Source organism: Xanthobacter pollutisoli (assembly GCF_040044995.1).
Classification (GTDB): Bacteria; Pseudomonadota; Alphaproteobacteria; order Rhizobiales; family Xanthobacteraceae; genus Xanthobacter.
Genome location: NZ_JBDZDP010000001.1, coordinates 1,093,617 through 1,114,948 on the forward strand (window position 1 = coordinate 1,093,617; position 21,332 = coordinate 1,114,948).

Below are 21,332 nucleotides of genomic sequence, written 5' to 3' on the forward strand. Positions count from 1 at the left end.
GAAGGTTTGTTATTTGACGAGGATCGTGGAAAGGCTCGGCACCAGGGACAGCAGCACCAGGAGCGCGCAGGCGGCGAAGAAGAACGGCAGGGTGACGACGAACATCCGCCCCACCTTCGCCCCGGTGACCGCCGAGGCGACGAAGAAGCACAGGCCCACAGGCGGGGAGAGGAAGCCGAGCACGAGGTTGATGACCACCACCACGCCGAAATGGACGGGGTCGATGTGGTAGACCAGGGTCGCCACCGGCAGCAGGATCGGCACCGTCATGATGAGGCCCGGCGCGCCGTCGATGACCGTGCCGATGACCAGCAGGATCACGTTCACCAGCAGCATGAAGCTCACCGGATCGGTGGCGACGCTTTGCACCCAGGCGGCCACCGCCTGCGGCACCTTTCCGTAGACCAGCACCCAGGAAAAAACTGCCGCCACGGCCACCAGGAACAGGATGACGGAGGAATAGAGCCCGGCCTTCAGCAGCATCTGCGGCAGGTCGGAGAACTTGAGCTCCCGCGTCCAGAACCGGCCGACGAGCAGCGCGGCGAGGGCGCCCACGGCGGCGGATTCCGTGGCGTTGGCGAGGCCGGTCAGGATGGAGCCGACGATGACAACGGGAATGAGCAGCGTCGGAATGGCGTTCAGCACCACGTCCACCCGCCGGCGCCAGCTCATGGCCTCGCCCCGCGGGTAGTCGTAGAAGAAACCCATGACGTAGATGCAGACGCAGAACAGGCCGGTGAGCAGCACGCCGGGGATGATGCCGGCAATCAGCATGTCGCTCACCGAGACCTGCGCCAGCACCGAATAGACCACGAACATGATGGACGGCGGGATGATGGGACCCAGCATGCCCGCATAGGCCGTGAGGCCGGCGGCGAAGGTCTTGTCGTAACCCTTCTTCTCCATTTCCGGCACGAGGATCTGCGCCATGATGGCGACCTGCGCCGTGGCCGAGCCGAGGATGGACGACACCAGCATGTTGGCCAGCAGGTTCACATACGCGAGGCCGCCCTTCAGCCGCCCCACCACGGCCATGGCCATGTCGATGAGCCGCCGGGTGATGCCGCCGCCGTTCATGATCTCGCCGATGAGCACGAACAGCGGGATGGCGATGAGGCCGTAGCTGTCCACGCCGCCGAAGAGCTGGGTCGGAAAGGTCTGCAGCAGCAGCGGATTGCCGGTGGAGAGGATGTAGGCGACGCTGGCGAGGGCGATGCAGATGCTGATGGGCACGCCCACCAGCATGGTCACCAGGAAGGCGGCGGTGGTGATCATCAGCTCGCCGCCTCGGCATGGGCCATGGGGAAGCCGCGATGCAGGCGCCGCGGCACCAGCTCCAGATCCTCCACCAGGTTGGCGAGGCCGTGCAGCGTGAGCGACACCGCGAACAACGGCATGACGAGATTGACCACCCAGGTCGGCCAATTCAGCGTCTGGGTGCGCTCGGTGTAGAGGAAGTTGAAGGTCTGGCCGGCAAATTCCTTGGCGTCGAAGCCGGCAGCGGCGATGCCCACCGGGTCCATCCAGATCCAGCACATATAGGCGAGGCACAGGCCGAACAGCACGGTGGCGACCGTCGCGAGGGCCCGCGCCACCTTCACGCCGGTCGGCGGCAGGCGCTCGGTCAGGATGCCGACGGAAAAGTCGAGCCGCAGCCGCGTCATGGCCGAGGCGCCGATGAAGGCGAGCCACACGACGGCGAAGATGGCGGATTCGTCGATCCAGTAGATGGGCACGCCGGTATAGCGCGTGACCACGTTCAAGAGGATGAGGCCGGTCAGCAAAGTCATGAGCCCCACCACAGCCACCCGCTCCACTGCGAGCAGGCCCGAGGAAAGGGCGAGCAGAAGTCCGGGAAGCCCCCCGGGGCGCACGGCTGCGGGTTGGTCGTCCATCATGGTGATGCCCTGGAAGGCGGACCCCTTGGGGGCCTCGATTTGGTGCTTTCGTTCCAATCGTAGATTTTATACATTCTACGGGTCAATACCCCGCCGGCAATTTTTCCTGTAGCCGTCTCTCCAACCCTTGGGTGCAAAGCGCAGCGTCCTCATGAAACCCGGCATCCAGAAATCAGGCCTCAAGCACCGCACCCTGTCGGCGGCGATCCTCGACCAGCTGCGGCAGGCAATTCTCGAAGGCACCCACCCGGCCGGGACCCAACTGCGGCAGGACGCCCTCGCAGACGCCTATGGCGTGAGCCGCATTCCGGTGCGGGAGGCGCTGTTCCAGCTCGAGGCCGAGGGGCTGGTGCGCATCGTGCCCCAGAAGGGCGCCATCGTGTCCGACCTCTCCATCGAGGAGATCGACGACGTCTTCGAGCTGCGGCGCATCATGGAGCCGCGCCTGCTGGCGCGCGCCGCGCCGGCCTTCGCGGCGGAGGATTTCGCGCGGCTGGACGCCATCCACGCCCGGTTCACCGAGGCCGCCCGCGTCCACGACGTGAGCCAGTGGGGCATCCTCAACGCGGATTTCCACATGGCGCTCTACGAGAAGGCCACCTTGCCGCGGACCCGCCAGATCGTCGCCAGCCTGCTACAGACCTCGGACCGGTACACGCGGCTGCAACTCTCCTCAGCCGAGGCCATGGCCCGCGCCCAGAGAGAGCATGCCGAGCTGATCGCCCTTTGCCGGGCAGGCGCGGTGGAGGAGGCCTGTCGTTTCCTCGACCGGCACATCGCCACCGTTCACGCCGACCTCCTGCGGGTGATCGAGCCCCGCGCCGGCCGCGCCGGCGGCGTCGCGGCGTCCCCCCGCTTGGCAAAGGGCGATGTCCTGGGCTAGAGCCGGAGCGTCCCGACCGGAGACCCCATGGCCGACCGCGTTCTCGTCGCCCGCATCGGCGCCCCCCACGGGGTGAAGGGGGAGGTGCGCCTCTTCGTCTTCACGGAGGATCCTGGCGCCATCCAGGATTATGACCCGCTCACCGACGCGAGCGGACGGCGGCGCTTCCGCATCACCCATCTGCGCCCCGCCAAGGACCATTTCGTCGCCCGGCTCGACGGCATAGGAGACCGGACCGCGGCCGAAGCGCTGACCAATGTGGACCTGTTCGTCTCGCGCGATGCCTTGCCCGCGCCGGAGGACGAGGAGACCTTCTACCACGCCGACCTCATCGGCCTCGCGGTCGAGGACGAGGCGGGCGGGCGCATCGGCACGGTGACGGCGCTGCACGATTTCGGGGCGGGCGACATCCTGGAATATGCCCCCACCCTGCCGGGGGTGAAGACCAAGACCCTCATGGTGCCCTTCACCCGCGATGCCGTGCCCGTGGTGGAGGTGGCCGCCGGGCGCGTGGTCATCGCCGAGGCCTTTGTGGAGCGTCGCGACGCCGCGCCCGAGGCCGGCGAGGACACGGGGAGCTGAGGCCGGCGTCGCCGGGCTGGTGACTTCTCGCAGGGAAGGACGGCGGGCGGTCCGCAGGGGGCGCAGAAGGAGCCCCCGATTGACTTGACCCCCGCCCCTCCCCCATCACCCTGCCATGACGTTCCGCGCCACCATCCTCACCCTGTACCCGGAGATGTTTCCGGGCCCCCTGGGCCACGCGCTGGCCGGGCGGGCTCTTGCGGGCGGGCTGTGGGAACTGGAGGCGGTGCAGATCCGCGACCATGCCCTCGACCGCCATCGCTCGGTGGACGACACTCCGGCGGGCGGCGGCCCGGGCATGGTGATGCGCGCCGACGTCCTCGCACGCGCCATCGACGCCGCATCCCCGCCGGAAGATGCCCGTCCCCGCCTGCTGATGACGCCGCGTGGGCGCCCGCTGACCCAGGCCCGCGTGCGTGCGCTGGCCGCAGGGCCGGGCGCGGTGATCCTGTGCGGCCGGTTCGAGGGGGTGGACGAGCGCATCGTCGCCGCCCGCGGGCTGGAGGAGGTTTGTGTCGGCGACGTGGTGCTCTCCGGTGGGGAAGCCGCGGCGCTGCTGCTGCTCGATGCCTGCGTCCGGCTCATTCCCGGCGTCATGGGCAAGGCGGAGAGCGGCACCGACGAGAGCTTCTCCCACGGGCTGCTCGAATATCCGCAATACACGCGGCCCCAGCTGTTCGAGGGACAGCCCATTCCCGAGGTTCTGGCGTCCGGCGATCACGCGCGCATCGCCCGCTGGCGGCAGGCGGAAGCAGAAGCCGCCACGCGCGCGCGTCGCCCGGACCTCCTGGGGCGTCCGCCCGCGCATGACGGAACCATGAAGGAAAGGGAATGACACGGCCCCATTTCTCGGCTATGGAGCCGCGTCCCTTAACTTAAAACGACACGATGTGGCGCCGGGGCGTTGAGCCGGCGGCGACCGCTAAAGGTTGGCGACAATGAACATCATCCAGACGCTCGAAGCCGAGCAGGCGGCGAAGCTCGCCGAAAAGCGTGCCATCCCGGACTTCCAGCCCGGCGATACCGTTATCGTGAACGTGAAGGTGGTCGAAGGCGACCGCACCCGCGTCCAAGCCTATGAGGGCGTGGTCATCGCCCGGTCCGGCGGCGGCCTCAACGAGAGCTTCACGGTCCGCAAGATTTCCTATGGCGAGGGCGTGGAGCGCGTGTTCCCGGTCTATTCGCCGCTGATCGATTCCATCAAGGTGGTCCGCCGCGGCAAGGTGCGCCGCGCCAAGCTCTATTACCTGCGCGACCGTCGCGGCAAGTCGGCCCGCATCGCCGAGCGCCAGGATCGCGGCGCGGACGGCAAGACCAAGAAGGTCAAGGGCCCGGCCAAGACCGCCGCGGCGCCCGCCGCCGAGTGAGGCGACGCAGCTTCGCCGGACGAAGCTCGACAAGACAATCCGCGCCGTCGGCCCTGCCGGCGGCGCTTTTTTATGTCCCCACTCCGCCCGTTTCGCCGCGCAACCGGACGATCAGGCCTTCCGGATCGGCGTCATAGGCCCGGCGTACCCGCCCGAGCGCGCCCGGTCCGCCGCCGCGATGCCCGGCGCCGCCCACGTGCAGCCAGCCATCGGTCAGCAGGAACGGCTCCGCCTCCCCGGTCTCCGGGTCCTGAAGATGCACCCGGCGGCGCGACGCCAGCGAAAGGCGCGCCGCATCGAGGTGACGGTACAGCACGCTCCAGTTCTGCCCGCCGGTGTCGAGGCCGAGCGGCGTGTCGGTGCCGAAATCCAGCGGCAGGTCCTTCACCGCCGCGAAGTCGAAGGCGCAGTAGCCCGGCCACAGATACCAGGCCGCATTGTCGTCGGCGTGCCGCGCCATCCCATAGCAGGGCTGGCCTGTGAGCTTCGCCGCAAGGTCGCTTGGCTCCAGCGGGATCAAATCGTGGTCGAGCAAGGCAAACGCCAGCGGCGCCGCCGGGCGGATGACATTGGCCCAGATCCAATTCAGCGCCACCCCGTGGGAGCGGGAGCCGTTGCGCCCGCCGCGATAGGGGGTGGGCGGCAGCGCGCAATAGGCGAGCCCGCGCTCGGCGCACAGCGCGGCGATGGCCGCGCGCGCAGCCGCGTCGGTGGAATTGTCGCACACCACCAATGGCGTGCCCGGGACGAAGCGCGCCATGGCGTCGGCAAGAAAGGAAATGGCCTCAGGGAGATTGAAGGCGACGGTGAAGGCCACAAACGGGGCCTGCTGCGCCTTAAGCCGCGCCACCAGTGCCGCCTGCCCCTCCGCCGTGCGGCCGCGGTAGATGCGATCCACCATCACGTTGCGCGCCCGGCGCAGGCGATGGACCAGGGGCGTGGCGGTGAGCCACTCGGCGAGGCGGTAGGCGGCCAGATCGCGCATGGCCTTCAGGACCCCGGTGTTGCGAGGCGGCGCAGGATGATGCGCGGATCGGGGGGCGCCTCGGCGGCCGGGGCAAATGCCACCGCGAACAGTTCCACCGCTCCACCGCCATCGGCGCGAGGAAAGCGGCCGATCCGGCCCAATCCACCGGCGGCAGCGCGCGCCGTGCCGGCCTCGCCGGGGGCCAGGACCAAAGCGGAGGCGCCGATCTCCTGAAGGCGCTTCAGGAAGCCGTCGGGGGCCTCGGTGGGCAGGCGAGCTGCGTCCACCACGAAGATGCGGCCCACAGGGTCGCGCTGGGCCACGGCTGCCGCGAAGGCGCCGACCCCGCCGGCATCGGCCGCAACCACGATCACCGCCGGCCCGGACCCGGCGGTGGACGGCAGCGCGAGAAAGGCCTCGGCAGCCGCGTCCATGCCGATGGCGCCCTTGTGGATCGGTTCGAGCAATGCCGGCATGGCGCTCGCCAGAAGGAGCAGGGCCACGGCAAGACCGGACACGATGGTCCAGCCCGAGAGGAGCAGCCCGATCACCCGCATGGCGCCGAACGCCGCCAGCATCGCCACCGGCGCGGCGAGCAGCAGGACACCCGTGCCGGCCGGAAGGCCCAAGGCCACGGCAAGCCCCAGCGCTGCGGCGAGGGCGGCGACGGGAACCATGGCGGAGGAATCCACCTCCTCCTCTTCACCCTCGGCCTGCTGCCGGCCGGCGCCGAGGGTGAAGAGAAAACCCGCACCTGCGAGGCCAACCGGGAGCAGCCCGAAGGCATCGCGCAGGCCGGCAAAGGTCGCGACCAGCGCGGCAGAGGCGAATGGCTCCGGCCGCGCGCCCGACACGGACGCCATGACGATGGCCAACCCCACCCAGAGGATGAGAGGGCCCCAGAAACCAGCCCGACGCATCACCCCCAGGCGGCCGGACAGCAGCGCCGCCAGGGGCGGCACTGCGATCACCAGCGCCCCCGCCGGTGCCAACAGGACGGCGAGCGATCCCGCCGCCGCCAGCAAGGCGGCGTCCCTGACACGGCCGGTGCGGCCGAGGCCCGACAGGGCCAGCGCGGTCAAGAGCAAGGCAAGGGCGAGCGGCAGGTCCGGACCGACTGAAAGGCTCGCCTCACGCACAGGATGGACTGCGCTCAGCATGAAGCCCGCCGCCACCCCCGGCAGGGGCCCGGTCGCGCGGGCGGCGGCCCAGCCGGCGGCCACGAGCAGGAGGGCCGTGGACAGCGCCGGCAGCAGGAGGGCAGCGGCCGTTGTGGGCGGCAGCACGCCGAGCCACGCCGCTTCGATTCCATGAAACAGGGTGACCTGCGACAGGGGCAGCGCAACGGGCAGACGCAGAGCATAATCAGATGCGAAGGCGGCCGGTGCCGACAGGCCGGAGGCCACGAGGTCCGCCACCATCAGACCGGTGACGAAATGGCGCGCCTCCCCGGCATCGGTGGCCGAAAGGTCGGCCACATAGGCGCCGGCGCCGCGCTGCTGGGCCACCGTCACCGTCATCGCCAGCATGACGAGGATGAGGAAGGCGAGCATGCGCAACGCGATTGTGCTCAAGCGCCTGTGGCCGTCCTGCCCGGTCACGTCACCCTCCGCCCGGCGCCCTGCGCCGGGTCTGAACTTCGTCGCGAGCCTTCTAGAAGGAGATTGCGGGAAGGTCCATGCGGGCCGCGGAAATGCCCCGCGCGGAGGCCCGGGCGGCAAGCGGGACGCCGCGCGAGGCTTGACCGCAGCGCGCGCCGCAGGTGAGGTGGGCGCAGGACGCCCTTCTCGCGGCCCATCGCACGGAGACCCATGGCGAACGACCTCACACTCAGGATCGTGATCGTCGACGAGAGCGACGTGCGCGCCGCCATCCTGGAGGAGGGGCTGAAGGATGCCGGCTTCGAGAAGGTGCTGCGCATCACCGGACGCCATAACCTGCTGGAGCGCATCTACGCCATCGACCCGGACGTGATTCTGATCGACCTCGAGGACCCGTCCCGTGATACCATCGAGCAGATGTTCCAGGTAAGTCGCGAGGTCAAGCGGCCCGTGGCGATGTTCGTGGACCAGACCGATTCGAAGACCATCGAGGACGCCATCGACGCCGGCGTCGCCTCCTATGTGGTGGATGGGCTCAGAAAGGACCGGGTCAAGCCGATCCTCGAAACCACCATCTCGCGCTTCCGCGCCTTCGCCCGGCTGAAGACCGAGCTGGAGGAGGCGAAGACCCAGCTTGAGGAGCGCAAGACGGTGGACCGCGCCAAGATGCTGCTGATGAAGATGAAGGGCATCGACGAGGAGGCGGCCTATCACCTCCTGCGCCGTACCGCCATGAATGAGAAGAAGCGCATCGTGGACATCGCCCAGTCCATCATCACCGCCGCGGAGCTCCTGCGATGAGACGCCTCGCCATCGGCTTCATCCCGCTGACCGACGCGGCGGTGCTGATCGCCGCCGCGGAGCGTGGCTTCGCCATGGCCGAAGGCATCGAGATCGACCTGCACAAGGAAGTGTCCTGGGCCAACATCCGCGACAAGGTGAATGTGGGCGTACTCGACGGCGCGCACATGCTGGGACCGCTCGCCATCGCCTCCTCGCTCGGCCTCGGTCACGTGCGGGTGCCGCTGGTGGTGCCGTTCGCGCTCAATCTCAATGGCAGCGCCATCACCATCGACAAGCACGTCTACGCCGCCATGGGCGAGGTGGGCGAGGATCTGTCCACCGCCCTGGGCGCGGCCAAGGCGCTGGGCAAGGTGGTGCGGCAGCGCAAGGCCGAGGGCCGCGACCCGCTCACTTTCGCGGCGGTCTATACATTTTCGACCCACACCTACCTGCTGCGGCACTTCCTTGAGGGCGGCGGCGTGGATCCGGACAAGGACGTGCGGCTTGTGGTCGTCCCGCCGCCCTTCATGGCGGAAAGCCTGCGCGGCGGGCTTATCCACGGCTTCAGCGTCGGCTCGCCCTGGAATTCGGTGGCGGTGGATGCGGACGTGGGCCGCATAGCCGTGCTGGGGGCGGAGGTCTTCGGCTGGGTGCCGGAGAAGGTGCTCGGCGTCCACGCCCGTTTCGCCAATGCCGAGCCGGAGCTCCTGCACCGCCTGGTCCGCGCCCTCCATGCCGCGGCGCGCTGGTGCGAGGACGAGAGCAACCACGAGGACCTCGCCCGGCTCCTGGGCGAGCCGCGGCACCTCAACCTGCCCGCCGACGTTCTGCGGCGGACGTTGGACGGCCGCCTGCTCACGGCGCCGGGGGGCCGGCCGCGGTCGCATCCCGACTATCTCGTCCTCTACCGCGATGGCGCCAACCGCCCGGAGCGCGATCACGCACTTTGGATGTACGCCCAGATCGTCGCTGCCCGGCAGGGTGAGTATGCCGCCGACGCGGCTCGCGAGGCCATGGCGGTCTACCGGCCGGACATCTTCGATGCCGCCGTGGGCCCTGTGCCGATGAAGCGACCCGAGCCCGACTGCGTCGCGACGCAGTTCGGTGCGGTGTTCGACGCGCAGGCTTTCCTGAAGAGCTGAATCTGGGTTCGGTCGCTCGTCGGAGAGGCCCGCGCGATCACCCTCGATGATGCGTTGCGCGGCGCCCGGCGGGCTCGCACCGACAATGCTTGCCACGCATCCGCGACGTCGCCGCGCCGCACAATTTCGATGCAACTGCACCAGAGGAATGCGCAACCACACAGCACGACCTGCCCCCGCCGATAATTTCGGCAATCCTGATATCTAAGTATTTCAATGGCTTGAGCGCACCCGCCAAATTGGCCCATCGCTTGCATTAGAGCAATTCAAGCGCGGTCAACGCCGATCGCGCCTCCCAACAATTCGTCCCAAAGACGGGACCCGCAGCAAAGCCGCTGACACCGATGGCCTCAAGCCGTCGCGATGTCCTGCGGCTTTTTTTGTTTCGGGTCCCCTCTCAGCCGTTCGCCGATCCAGAGGGAATGAGAATGAGCGACGTTTCGACGACCAAGACCGGCTCTACCGCCGCCACTTCTTCCGCCGACCTGTCTTCCGGCCTCTCGCGCCGCTCGCTGCTCAAGGGAACCGCGGCGACCCTCGGCACCGCCGCGCTGTTCGATGCGATCCGCATGGCCTTCCCCGGCGGCGTGCCGTCGGCCTACGCCGCGGCGCCGGAGACCACCAAGGCGACCCTCGGCTACATCGCGCTGATGGATGCCTCGCCCCTCGTGATCGCCAAGGAGAAGGGCCTGTTCGCCAAGCACGGCGTGCCCGACGTGGAAGTGGTGAAGCAGGCGTCCTGGGGCGCCACTCGCGACAACCTCGTACTCGGCGGCGAGAAGAACGGCATCGACGGGGCGCACATCCTCACGCCGATGCCCTACCTGATCTCGGCCGGCAAGGTGACGCAGAACAACGTGCCGACGCCCATGGTCATCCTCGCGCGCCTCAATCTCGACGCGCAGGCGATCTCCGTCTCCAACGAATACAAGGACCTCAAGGTCACCGCCGATGCCAAGGCGCTCAAGGAGGCGTTCGCCAAGAAGAAGGCCGACGGCAAGGAAGTAAAGATCGCCATGACCTTTCCCGGCGGCACCCACGATCTGTGGATCCGCTACTGGCTGGCCGCGGCCGGCATCGACCCGGACAAGGACGTGTCCACCATCGTGGTGCCGCCGCCCCAGATGGTCGCCAACATGAAGGTCGGCAACATGGACGCCTTCTGCGTCGGCGAGCCCTGGAACGAGCAGCTGGTGAACCAGGGCATCGGCTTCACCGCATGCACAACCGGTGAGATCTGGAAAAACCACCCCGAGAAGGCGCTCGGCATGCGCGCCGACTACGTGGAGAAGAACCCCAACGCCACCAGGGCCATCCTCAAGGCGGTGATGGAAGCCCAGCAGTGGTGCGACAAGATGGAAAACAAGAAGGAGATGTCCGAGATCGTCGGCAAGCGGCAGTGGTTCAACGTGCCCGTCGCCGACATCTACGGCCGCGCCATCGGCGACATCAACTACGGCAACGGCCGCGTGGTGAAGGGCTCCGACCAGTACATGAAATTCTGGAAGGACCATGCCTCCTATCCCTTCAAGAGCCACGACACCTGGTTCGTCACCGAGGACATCCGCTGGGGCAAGTTCGAGCCCTCGACGGACATCAAGGCCCTCGTGGACAAGGTGAACCGCGAGGACATCTGGCGCGAGGCCGCCAAGGAGCTCGGCGTCGCTGCCTCCGACATCCCGGCATCGACCTCCCGCGGCAAGGAAACCTTCTTCGACGGCAAGGTCTTCGATCCCGCCGATCCGCAGGCATACCTCAAGAGCCTCGGCATCAAGCGCGTCGATGCCTGATCCGAGCTCCCCTGCGCCCTCTCCCCATGGGGAGAGGGCTTCCGCCGACACCCGCAACCGGAGCGACAGCCCGATGACCGTCACCGCCCTGAAAGATCCGCCCCGCGGGGCCCGGCGCTCCGCCAGCGCCGAAGTGGTCAAGCTCAAATCCGTAGCCCCGCGTCCCTCGCGCTGGCCGGCCTATGCCAGGTCCTTCGCCGTCACCGTCATCCCCCCGCTGGTGATGGTGCTGCTGCTCGGCCTGATGTGGGAAATCCTGTGCTCCGGTCCCGGCGCCACCCTGCCGCCGCCAAGCCGCATCTGGACGGATTCCCGCGACCTCATCATCGACCCCTTCTTCGTCGCCGGCCCGCAGGATATCGGCCTCGGCCTGCGCGTCCTCGTTTCGCTGCAGCGCGTGGCGGTGGGCTTCGGCCTTGCCGCGGTGGTGGGCATCATCCTCGGCGCGGTGGTCGGCCAGTCGGTCTGGGCCATGCGCGGCCTTGACCCCATCTTCCAGATCCTGCGGACCGTGCCGCCGCTGGCGTGGCTGCCCCTCGCCCTCGCGGCCTTCCGCGACAGCAACCCCTCGGCCATCTTCGTGATCTTCATCACGGCCATCTGGCCGATCATCATCAACACCGCCGTCGGCATCCGCAACATCCCGCAGGATTACCGCAACGTCGCCCAGGTGCTGCGGCTCAATCCGCTCGAATTCTTCTGGAAGATCATGCTGCCGTCGGCGGCGCCCTACATCTTCACCGGCCTGCGCATCGGCATCGGCCTCTCCTGGCTCGCCATCGTGGCGGCGGAGATGCTCACCGGCGGCGTCGGCATCGGCTTCTTCATCTGGGATGCGTGGAACTCCTCGCGCCTGCCCGACATCATCGTGGCCCTCGCATACATCGGCGTGGTCGGCTTCGTGCTCGACCGCCTCGTGGCCGGCGTCGGCTCCTTCGTCACCCGCGGCACCCAGGCGTCCTGATCCGCCTGTCCCCCATCCTCAGGAGCCCCGTCATGCCCGCCTATCTCGAGCTCAGCCAGGTCGGAAAGACATTCACCCGCGGCGCCGCCACCACCGAGGTGCTGCGCGAGGTCTCCCTCGACATCGCCAAGGGCGAATACATCTCCATCATCGGCCATTCCGGCTGCGGCAAGTCCACCTTGCTCAACATCGTGGCCGGTCTCACCACCGCCAGCTCCGGCGGCGTGATCCTTGACGGCAAGGAGGTGAACTCTCCCGGCCCCGACCGCGCCGTCGTGTTCCAGAACCATTCCCTGCTGCCGTGGCTCACCGTCTACGACAACGTGCGCCTCGCGGTGGACAAGGTGTTCTCCGGCACCCGCTCCCGCGAGGAACGGCACGCGTGGACGCTGCACAATCTCGACCTGGTCCAGATGGGCCACGCCAAGGACAAGCGCCCCTCGGAGATCTCCGGCGGCATGAAGCAGCGCGTCGGCATCGCCCGGGCGCTGGCCATGGAGCCGAAGGTGCTGCTGCTGGACGAGCCGTTCGGCGCGCTGGACGCCCTCACCCGCGCCCACCTGCAGGACAGCGTGATGCAGATCCACGCCACCCTCGGCAACACCATCCTCATGATCACCCACGACGTGGACGAGGCGGTGCTGCTCTCCGATCGCATCGTGATGATGACTAACGGCCCCTCGGCCCGCATCGGCGAGGTGCTGGACGTCAACCTGCCGCGCCCGCGCAAGCGGCTCGAGCTGGTCACCAACGCCACCTACCTCAAGGCCCGCGAAGCGGTGCTCAAGTTCCTCCACGAGCGCCACCGCTTCGTCGAAGCGGCCTGACACTCGGGGAGCGGGACCCCCCGCACCCGCTCCCCCTCTTTTCATTGATAGCCAAGGAGATTCCTATGACTCCAAGCCAGATTGACCTGATCCAGGATTCGTTCGCCAAGGTGGTTCCCATCGCCGACACCGCCGCCGCCCTGTTCTACGGCCGCCTGTTCGAGATCGCCCCCGAGGTGAAGCCGCTGTTCAAGTCCGACATGACCACTCAGGGCCAGAAGCTGATGGGGACGCTGGGCGTCGTCGTCGCCGGCCTGAGGGATCTGCCCTCCATCGTCCCGGCCGCCGAGAACCTCGCCCGCAGGCACGTTGCCTATGGCGTGCAGGAGGCCCATTACGCGCCGGTGGGCGCCGCGCTGCTGTGGACGCTGGAGCAGGGCCTGGGCGAGGCTTTCACCCCCGACGTGAAAGCCGCCTGGGCCGAGGCCTATGGCGTCCTCTCCTCGGTGATGATCGAAGCCGCCGCCAAGGCGCCGGCGCCGGTCGCGTGAGGAGGATGCGGTGAGCGAACCTCTTCTCGTCATCGGCAACGGCATGGCAGCGGCGAAGCTCTGCGAGGAGCTGTCGGCGCGCGCCCTCGGCCGCCATGCGGTGGCGGTGATCGGCGCGGAACCGCATCTCGCCTACAATCGCGTGCTGCTCTCTGAGGTGCTCGCCGGCCACATGAGTGCCGCCGAGGCGGAGATGAAGCCGGCCAGTTGGTGGCGCGACCGCGGCGTCACTCTGCAGTATGGCACGCCCGTCGCCGCCATCGACCGAGAGCAGCGCGTCGCGGTCCTCGCCGACGGGCGCCGCCTCCCCTACGCCAAGCTGGTGCTCGCCACCGGCTCGCATCCCATCCGCCTGCCGCTCCCCGGCATGGAGCTTCCCGGCGTGCACACCTTCCGCGACCTGAAGGACGTGCGCGCCCTGCTCGACGCCGCGGCGGTGAAGGGCACGCGCGCCGTGGTCATCGGCGGCGGCCTCCTGGGACTGGAGGCCGCCGTGGGCCTTGCAGGCGCGGGCGTGGAGACCCGCCTCGTGCATCTCATGGACCGTCTCATGGAGCGCCAGCTCGATGTCGCCGCCGCCGGCTTCCTCAAGCGCGCTGTGGAGGCCAAGGGTGTCGAGGTGCTGCTGGAAGCGGCGAGCGCGGCTATCGTCGGCGACAGCCGCGTCACGGGCCTTGCCTTGAAGGACGGCCGCACCCTGCCGGCCGACCTCGTGGTGGTGGCGTGCGGCGTCATCCCCAATGCCGACCTCGCCCGCGCGGCGGGGCTGGAGGTGAAGCGCGGGGCGGTGGTGGACGACACCCTCGCCACGTCCGACCCGGACATCTTCGCCATCGGCGAATGCGCCGAGCACCGCGGCCTCGCCTACGGCCTCGTGGCGCCGGCCTACGAGCAGGCGCGGGTTCTCGCGCGCCGCCTCGCCGGAGAGGATGCGCGCTACGAGGGCTCAGTGGTCGCCACCAATCTCAAGGTGTCCGGCGTTCCCGTCTTCTCCGCCGGCGACGTGACCGGTGGGCCGGGTACGGAAGACATCGTGCTGACCGACCGCCGCCTCGGCCTCTACCGCCGGCTCATCGTGAAGGACGGCCTGCTCGCCGGCGCCGTGCTGTTCGGCGACACCGCGGACGGCCTGTTCTACCTCGACCTCATCACCCAACGCACCCCCATCGCCGCCATGCGCGCGGAGCTCGCCTTCGGGCGGGACGCCGTGGCCGCCGCGGCCTGAGCCAGAGATCAAGGAGAGCCAGATGGGTGGAGATTTCACCATCGACCAGAAGCGCTATCTGGAGGGCTTCGTCTCCGGCGCCAAGGCGGTCCAGATCACCCGCGGCGGCGCCCAGCCTGCGGCGCCCGCCGTCGCCGCCGAGCCGACCGGACCTGATGCGGCGAGCCTCAAGGCCATGGCGCGCTTCGAGGCGGAGGGCAAGAAGCTCTCGCCCGAGGAGAAGGGCAAGCGCGAGGAACTCGGCCTCGACAGCTACGACCGCATGCGGTCGGCTGCCCACGAGGGCGCTTTTCCCAAGGGCCCGGACGTGTTCCGCTGGAAATTCCACGGCCTCTTCTACGTAGCGCCGGCCCAGGACGCCTTCATGTGCCGGCTGCGGATTCCCAACGGTATCCTCACCCACTGGCAGTTCCGCGGCGTCGCCGACATCGCCCGCGACCACGGCGGCGGCTATTCGGACGTGACCACCCGCGCCAACCTCCAGATCCGCGAGATCCCCTCCACCGACGGCATCGCCGTGCTGGAAAAGCTGGTGGCCCTCGGCCTCACCGCCAAGGGCTCGGGGGCGGACAACATCCGCAACGTGACCGGCACCCCCACCGCGGGCATCGACCCACAGGAGATCCTCGACACCCGCCCCCTGGCGCGCGAATGGCACCACTACATCCTCAATTCCCGCGACATGTACGGCCTGCCGCGCAAGTTCAACGTGGCCTTCGATGGGGCCGGGATGATCGGCGCGCTGGAGGACACCAACGACATCGGCTTCCAGGCGATCGTCGTGCGCGAGGGCTTTGGCGTGGAGGCCGGCGTGTGGCTGCGCCTCGCGCTGGGCGGCATAACCGGCCATAAGGACTTCGCCCGTGATACCGGCGTGGTGGTGCGCCCTTCGGAGGCGACCGAGGTCGCGGCCGCCATCGTGCGCGTGTTCATCGACACCGGCGACCGCACCGACCGCAAGAAGGCGCGCCTCAAATACGTGCTCGACGCCATGGGCTTCGACGGCTTCCTCGCCCTGGTGGAAGCGAAGCTCGGCCGCGCGCTCCAGCGCCTGCCGGCGGAGGCCGCCGAGCCCCGCGCCGAGGCCGACCGCCTCGCCCATCTCGGTGTCCATGCCCAGAAGCAGGCGGGGCTCAACTATGTCGGCGTCGGCCTGCCGGTGGGGCGCCTCTCGGTGGCGCAGATGCACGGCCTCGCCGACATCGCCGCCCGCTTCGGCGACGGCGACATCCGCCTCACCGTCTGGCAGAATCTCCTCATCTCCGGCATCGCCGATGCCGATGTGGCAGCGGTCACCGGCGCCATCGACGCCCTCGGGCTCTCCACCCGCGCGACGCCTCTGCAGGCCGGCATCGTCGCCTGCACCGGCTCCAAGGGCTGCCGCTTCGCCGCGGCCGACACCAAGGGCACGGCCCGCGCCATTCTGGCCCACTGCGAGGAGCGCCTCGCGATCGATGCGCCGGTGAACGTTCACGTGACCGGGTGCCACAATTCCTGCGCCCAGCACTACATCGGCGACATCGGCCTCATCGGCGCGCGCGTGCCGGTGAATGACGACGGCGACACGGTGGACGGCTATCACCTCCTCGTCGGCGGGGGCTTCGGTACCGCCGCCGCCATCGCCCGCGAGCTCTACCAGTATGTGAAGGCGGAGGACGCCCCCCACCTGGTGGAGCGCCTCCTGAAGAGCTGGCTTGCCCACCGCCAGCCCGACGAGCCCTTCGCCGACTTCACCCGCCGCCTCGATGCCGAAGCGCTGAAGGCGCTGGCCGAGGCGGCCTGAGGGCACACCCTTCGCGCACCCGCTGCACTCCTGTTCCGAGAGCCCGAGCCATGAGCCTCCAGAGCCGCCCGCCCATCATCCCCGTCCTGCCCGACAGCGCTCCCTTCACCGGGGAACAGCGGGCGTGGCTGAACGGCTTCTTCGCCGCCATCCTCTCCTCCGACCCGCTGGCGGCGCCTACCGCGCTCTCGGCCGGCGATGCGGCGGCGCTGATGACGGAGCTGCCCGCCGCCGCGGCCGAGGAAGACGACGGTGCGCCGTGGCACGATCCGGCCATGCCGCTTGTAGAGCGCATGAAGCTCGCCGAGGGCAAGCCCCTGCCCCGCCGGATGATGGCGGCCATGGCGCAGCAGAATTGCGGGCAGTGCGGCTATGTGTGCGAGACCTACGCCAAGGCCGTGGCGACCGGCACCGAAACCAAGCTCAATCTCTGCGCCCCCGGCGGCAAGGAGACGCTGCGCATGCTGAAGCAGCTCGCCGAAGAAGCCTCCGAGGCCCCTTCGGCCGCTGCTGCACCGGCTGCCGCGGCCCCCGCCGAAACCGCTGCCCCGGCTGCTGCGCCGCTGGGAACCCGCGACAATCCCGGCGAAGTGACCTTCCTCGGCCGCACCCGGCTCAACAAGGACGGCTCCGAGAAAGAGACGTGGCACGTGGAGTTCGATCTTGCCGGCTCCGGCATCGACTATGCTGCCGGCGACAGCTTCGGCGTGTTCCCGCTCAACGATCCCGGCCTCGTCGCCGCGGTGCTCGACGCCCTGCATGCGCCGCCCGATTTTCCCATCGCCGAGACCACGCTCGGCGAAGTGCTCTCCCGCGAGGTCTGCCTGCGCTCGGCGCCCGATGCTCTCTTCACGCTGATCTCCTATCTCGTCGGCGGGGAGCGCAAGGCCAAGGCCCGCGCCCTCGCCAACGGCGAGGATCCAGACGGCGATGCGGCCACACTCGACGTGCTGGCGGCGCTGGAGAAGTTTCCCGGCATCCGGCCCGACCCGGAAGCCTTCGTCGAATGCCTGGAGCCCCTCCAGCCGCGGCTCTATTCCATCTCGTCGAGTCCCGCTGCGACGCCGGGCAAGCTGACCCTGACCGTCGACGCGGTGCGCTACGAGGTCTCCGGCCGCGGCCGGCTGGGCGTCGCCTCCACCTTCCTCGGCGGGCGCATCGCGCCGGGCACGCGGATGAAGGCCTATATCCAGAAGGCCCACGGCTTCGCCTTGCCGCAGGACCTTGCGAAGGACGTCATCATGGTGGGGCCGGGCACCGGCATCGCGCCGTTCCGCTCCTTCCTCCACGAGCGGCTGGCCACCAAGGCGGGCGGCCGCAACTGGCTGTTCTTCGGTCATCAGCGCCGCGACACGGACTTTTTCTACGAGGACGAGCTGATGGGCCTTCAGGCCGCCGGCTGCCTCACCCGGCTCGACACTGCCTGGTCGCGCGACGGCGCGGGCAAGGTCTATGTGCAGGACCGCATCCGCGAGGCGGGCGCCGAATTGTGGGCATGGCTTCAGGCCGGCGCGCACTTCTACGTCTGCGGCGATGCCAAGCGCATGGCCAAGGACGTGGAAGCGGCGGTGGCGGCCGTGGCCGCGACCCACGGCGGGCTCTCCGGCGAGGCGGCCGCCAAATTCGTCGCCGATCTGAAAACCGCCGGCCGCTACCAGGCCGACGTGTATTGATCGAAGCGCAACACGGCCACGCCTCAGGCAGACAGGGATTGTGATGAACGCCCCGCTCGTCCCGGCCCCCGCGGTGAAGACCACGTGCCCCTATTGCGGCGTCGGCTGCGGCGTGAAGGCGACGCCCGACGGCCTCGGCGGTGCGGGCGTGGAAGGCGATGGCGAGCATCCGGCCAATCTCGGCCGCCTCTGCTCCAAGGGCGCGGCGCTGGGCGAAACCCTCGCTCTCGACACGCGCCTGCTCCATCCCATGGTGCGGGGCGCCGACGGCGCCCTCGCCCGCGCCACTTGGGATGTCGCACTCGACCGGGTGGCCGGCGGAATCCGGCAGGTGATCGACCGGTACGGTCCGGGCGCCGTCGCCTTCTATCTCTCCGGCCAGCTCCTGACCGAGGATTATTACGCCGCCAACAAGCTGGCCAAGGGCTTCCTCGGCACCGCCAACGTGGATACCAACTCGCGCCTGTGCATGTCCTCCTCGGTGGCGGGTCACAAGCGCGGCTTCGGCTCGGACACGGTGCCCGGCGCCTATGAGGATCTGGAGGAAGCCGACCTCATCGTCCTCGTCGGCTCCAACACCGCCTGGTGCCATCCGGTGCTGTTCCGCCGCATGGAGCAGGCACGCAAGGCGCGGGGCACCCGGTTCGTCGTCATCGACCCGCGGCGCACCGAGACGGGGGCGGAGGCCGACCTCTTCCTGCCGCTCGCCCACGGCACCGACGCCATCCTGTTCAGCGGGCTCCTCGTCCATCTCGCGCAAGGCCCGGCGTTCGACCGCGCCTATGTTGAAGCCCACACGACCGGCTTTGACGACGCCCTCGCCGCCGCCCGCGCGGTGGCGCCCGACGCCGCCGCCACCGCGCGGGCGTGCGGCCTCGCCCTGGCGGATGTGGAACGCTTCTTTGCTCTGTTCACTGACACGGCCCGCACCGTCACCTGCTATTCGCAGGGGGTGAACCAGTCGGTGGCCGGCACCGACAAGGTGAACGCCATCCTCAACTGCCATTTCGCCACCGGCCGCATCGGGCGCGTCGGCATGGGGCCCTTCTCTCTCACCGGGCAGCCCAACGCCATGGGCGGGCGCGAGGTGGGCGGGCTCGCCAACCAGCTCGCCGCGCATATGGGATTTTCGCCCGAGGAGGTGGACCGCGTCCGCCGCTTCTGGGATGCGCCCAACCCCGCGACGCAGGAGGGTCTGAAGGCGGTGGACATGTTCGCCGCCATCGGCCGGGGCGAAATCAAGGCCCTGTGGGTGATGGGCACCAACCCCGCCGTGAGCCTGCCCGAGGCCGATGCCGTCCGCGCGGCCCTCGCGAAGCTCGACCTTTTCGTTCTCTCAGAGAACGTCGCCGTCAACGACACCGCCGGGTGCCGCCCGCACGTGATGCTGCCCGCCGCCGCCTGGGGCGAGAAGGACGGCACCGTCACCAATTCCGAGCGCCGCATCTCGCGCCAGCGCCCGTTCCTGCCGCGTCCGGCGGAGGTGAAGCCGGACTGGTGGGCCCTTGCCGGCGTCGCGGCGCGTCTCGGCTTTGCCGACGCGTTCGGCTGGCGCGGCCCGGCCGACATCTTCCGCGAGCACGCGGCGCTCTCCGGCTTCGAGAACGACGGCCGCCGCGATTTCGACATCTCCGCCTTCGCCGGCATGAGCGACGCCGATTACGAGGACCTCGCTCCCGTGCAATGGCCGGTTCCGCGCAGCCAGCCCAGGGGTACGACGCGCCTGTTCGCGGACGGCGGCTTCTTCACCCCCGATCGCCGGGCCCGCTTCGTGACGCCGGCGCCGCTGGCGGCTCCGGCGGGCGCTGCGGCCCTGCCTTTCCTGCTCAACACCGGCCGCATCCGCGACCAGTGGCACACCATGACACGCACCGGCCTCTCGCCCCGCCTCGGGGCGCATATCCCGGCGCCGTTCGTCGCCGTTCATCCTTCCGATGCCGCTCCTCTCGGCCTGAAGAACGGCGCGCTGGCCGAGGTGTCGAGCGCCCACGGCAAGGCCGTTCTCGAGGTTCTGGTGGACGAGGGACAGAGACCCGGCACCCTGTTCGCACCCATCCACTGGAGCCACGCCACGTCCTCCCACGGCCGCGTGGGCGCCTTGGTCCATCCGGTCACCGACCCCTGGTCCGGCCAGCCCGATTCCAAGGCGACGCCGGCGACGCTCAAGTCCTTCGCGGCGCCGTTCGAGGGCTTCGTGCTCGCCCGCCGCCGCATTGCCTTGCCCGAGGGCCTGTGGTGGGCGCGCGTGGAGATGGAAGGGGGTCACGGCTGGCGCATCGCCGGCGCGCTGGCGCCGGATGATTTCGCCTGCTGGGTGGCGGCGCAGGGCGACGCGGACTTGGCGGAGTTCGTGGATGCGCCCGGCGGCCGCTATCGCGCCGCCGCCTTCGATGCCGCCGGCCGGCTCGATTTCGCGGTGTTCATCGGCCCCGCCGGGCAACGGGTGGCGTGGGATGCCCTGAAGGGTCTCCTTGCCGCCGGGCCAGTCTCGGACGCCGATCGCCGGCTTCTTTTGTCGGGGCGGCTGGCGGGCGCCGCGGCGGCCTGCGGCCCGCTGGTCTGCGCCTGCTTCGGCGTGCCGCGGGACACCATTGCCGCCGCCATCCGCGACGGTGCACACGACACGGCTGCCGTGGGCGAACGGCTCAAGGCCGGCACCAATTGCGGCTCCTGCCTGCCCGAGATCCGCCGGCTCCTCACGGACATTCTGGCGCCCGCGTAAGACGCCGGATCACCGGCGCCTTCAAGCTTCGCCCGGGAGCATTACTGCCGTCCGGGCGAGCGGGAGGCTCAGCCCTCCTTGCCCTCGGCCTTGGCGCGCTCGATGCCCTCAAGAATGAGCTTCTGCGCCTCGGCGGCATCGCGCCAGCCGACGATCTTCACCCACTTGTTGGGCTCGAGATCCTTGTAGTGTTCGAAGAAGTGCTCGATCTGCTTGAGCGTGATTTCCGGCAGATCGTTGTAGTTCTGCACCTTGTCATAGCGCTTGGTGAGCTTGGAGGACGGCACCGCGACGATCTTCTCGTCCATTCCGGCCTCGTCCTCCATCAGCAGCACGCCCACGGGGCGCACCGAGATGACGGCGCCGGGGACGATGGCACGCGTGTTGGCCACCAGCACGTCGCAGGGATCGCCGTCACCCGAGAGGGTGTGGGGAATGAAGCCGTAGTTTCCGGGATACCGCATGGCGGTATAAAGGAAGCGGTCGACGAACAGGGTGCCCGAAGCTTTGTCGAGCTCGTACTTGATGGGCTCGCCGCCGATCGGGACCTCGATCACCACGTTGACGTCGTGGGGCGGGTTCTTGCCGATCTCGATCGCATCAATGCGCATGGGACACTCGCTGAAAAGACACA

At 69.1% G+C, this 21,332-nt stretch carries 19 protein-coding genes; 14 read left to right on the forward strand and 5 right to left on the reverse strand.

The genetic code is table 11. The annotated features are described in order from the left end of the window. Positions 1-9 precede the first annotated feature (9 nt). The gene (locus ABLE93_RS05125) at positions 10-1,275 is read right to left on the reverse strand and encodes a TRAP transporter large permease (RefSeq protein WP_348838350.1); all 1,266 of its coding nucleotides are present in this window, start codon (positions 1,273-1,275) and stop codon (positions 10-12) included. Further along, positions 1,275-1,898 (reverse strand): TRAP transporter small permease, encoded by a 624-nt coding sequence (locus ABLE93_RS05130; RefSeq protein WP_348838351.1) that lies wholly within the window; start codon positions 1,896-1,898, stop codon positions 1,275-1,277. The genes ABLE93_RS05125 and ABLE93_RS05130 overlap by 1 nt, the downstream gene beginning before the upstream one ends. 151 nt (positions 1,899-2,049) lie before the next feature. Between ABLE93_RS05130 and ABLE93_RS05135 the strand changes: the two genes are divergently transcribed. The 4 genes from ABLE93_RS05135 (at position 2,050) to rplS (ending at position 4,730) form a co-directional block, all read left to right on the forward strand. After that, complete coding sequence (locus ABLE93_RS05135) at positions 2,050-2,781, forward strand: GntR family transcriptional regulator (protein WP_348838352.1); 732 nt, start codon at positions 2,050-2,052, stop codon at positions 2,779-2,781. A gap of 27 nt (positions 2,782-2,808) precedes the next feature. After that, positions 2,809-3,363 (forward strand): ribosome maturation factor RimM, encoded by a 555-nt coding sequence (gene rimM / locus ABLE93_RS05140; protein WP_348838353.1) that lies wholly within the window; start codon positions 2,809-2,811, stop codon positions 3,361-3,363. Positions 3,364-3,478: 115 nt separating this feature from the next. Then, positions 3,479-4,198 carry a tRNA (guanosine(37)-N1)-methyltransferase TrmD gene (gene trmD, locus ABLE93_RS05145; RefSeq protein WP_348838354.1) on the forward strand — a complete coding sequence of 240 codons (720 nt, stop codon included), beginning with the start codon at positions 3,479-3,481 and terminating at the stop codon, positions 4,196-4,198. Between the two features lie 103 nt (positions 4,199-4,301). Continuing rightward, positions 4,302-4,730 carry a 50S ribosomal protein L19 gene (rplS, locus tag ABLE93_RS05150; protein WP_348838355.1) on the forward strand — a complete coding sequence of 143 codons (429 nt, stop codon included), beginning with the start codon at positions 4,302-4,304 and terminating at the stop codon, positions 4,728-4,730. A gap of 70 nt (positions 4,731-4,800) precedes the next feature. On the opposite strand, the gene ABLE93_RS05155 is transcribed toward rplS, so the two are convergent. Both ABLE93_RS05155 and ABLE93_RS05160 read right to left on the reverse strand, forming a co-directional pair. Beyond that, positions 4,801-5,715: a hypothetical protein gene (locus tag ABLE93_RS05155; RefSeq protein WP_348838356.1), complete on the reverse strand. Its 915-nt coding sequence runs from the start codon at positions 5,713-5,715 to the stop codon at positions 4,801-4,803. A 5-nt stretch (positions 5,716-5,720) separates the two neighbouring features. Then, positions 5,721-7,271 (reverse strand): hypothetical protein, encoded by a 1,551-nt coding sequence (locus ABLE93_RS05160; RefSeq protein ID WP_348838358.1) that lies wholly within the window; start codon positions 7,269-7,271, stop codon positions 5,721-5,723. Between the two features lie 237 nt (positions 7,272-7,508). Between ABLE93_RS05160 and ABLE93_RS05165 the strand changes: the two genes are divergently transcribed. From ABLE93_RS05165 to ABLE93_RS05210, 10 genes are all read left to right on the forward strand, one after another. Beyond that, a complete protein-coding gene (locus tag ABLE93_RS05165; RefSeq protein WP_348838359.1) occupies positions 7,509-8,099 on the forward strand; it encodes an ANTAR domain-containing response regulator in 591 nt (196 codons plus the stop codon). Continuing rightward, entirely contained in the window at positions 8,096-9,223 is a 1,128-nt protein-coding gene (locus ABLE93_RS05170; RefSeq protein WP_348838360.1) for a CmpA/NrtA family ABC transporter substrate-binding protein, read from the forward strand. Before ABLE93_RS05165 ends, ABLE93_RS05170 begins: the two co-directional genes overlap by 4 nt. A 428-nt stretch (positions 9,224-9,651) precedes the next feature. After that, on the forward strand, positions 9,652-11,013 hold the full coding sequence (locus ABLE93_RS05175) for a CmpA/NrtA family ABC transporter substrate-binding protein (protein ID WP_348838362.1): 1,362 nt from the start codon (positions 9,652-9,654) through the stop codon (positions 11,011-11,013). Between the two features lie 73 nt (positions 11,014-11,086). Further along, positions 11,087-11,977, forward strand: coding sequence for a nitrate ABC transporter permease (ntrB, locus tag ABLE93_RS05180; protein ID WP_348838363.1), 891 nt, complete (start codon positions 11,087-11,089; stop codon positions 11,975-11,977). Between the two features lie 32 nt (positions 11,978-12,009). Continuing rightward, positions 12,010-12,804: an ABC transporter ATP-binding protein gene (locus tag ABLE93_RS05185; protein ID WP_348838365.1), complete on the forward strand. Its 795-nt coding sequence runs from the start codon at positions 12,010-12,012 to the stop codon at positions 12,802-12,804. 65 nt (positions 12,805-12,869) lie between these two features. Beyond that, a complete protein-coding gene (locus ABLE93_RS05190) occupies positions 12,870-13,295 on the forward strand; it encodes a globin family protein (protein WP_348838366.1) in 426 nt (141 codons plus the stop codon). Between the two features lie 10 nt (positions 13,296-13,305). Next, entirely contained in the window at positions 13,306-14,520 is a 1,215-nt protein-coding gene (locus ABLE93_RS05195) for an NAD(P)/FAD-dependent oxidoreductase (protein ID WP_348838367.1), read from the forward strand. Between the two features lie 22 nt (positions 14,521-14,542). Further along, entirely contained in the window at positions 14,543-16,303 is a 1,761-nt protein-coding gene (locus ABLE93_RS05200) for a NirA family protein (RefSeq protein WP_348838368.1), read from the forward strand. 50 nt (positions 16,304-16,353) lie between these two features. Further along, positions 16,354-17,976 carry a sulfite reductase subunit alpha gene (locus tag ABLE93_RS05205; RefSeq protein WP_348838370.1) on the forward strand — a complete coding sequence of 541 codons (1,623 nt, stop codon included), beginning with the start codon at positions 16,354-16,356 and terminating at the stop codon, positions 17,974-17,976. A gap of 43 nt (positions 17,977-18,019) precedes the next feature. After that, positions 18,020-20,698, forward strand: coding sequence for a nitrate reductase (locus ABLE93_RS05210; RefSeq protein WP_348838371.1), 2,679 nt, complete (start codon positions 18,020-18,022; stop codon positions 20,696-20,698). Positions 20,699-20,766: 68 nt separating this feature from the next. Here the strand turns inward: ABLE93_RS05210 and ppa are convergent, their stop codons facing one another. Then, positions 20,767-21,309 (reverse strand): inorganic diphosphatase, encoded by a 543-nt coding sequence (gene ppa, locus ABLE93_RS05215; protein WP_348838372.1) that lies wholly within the window; start codon positions 21,307-21,309, stop codon positions 20,767-20,769. Positions 21,310-21,332 lie beyond the last annotated feature (23 nt).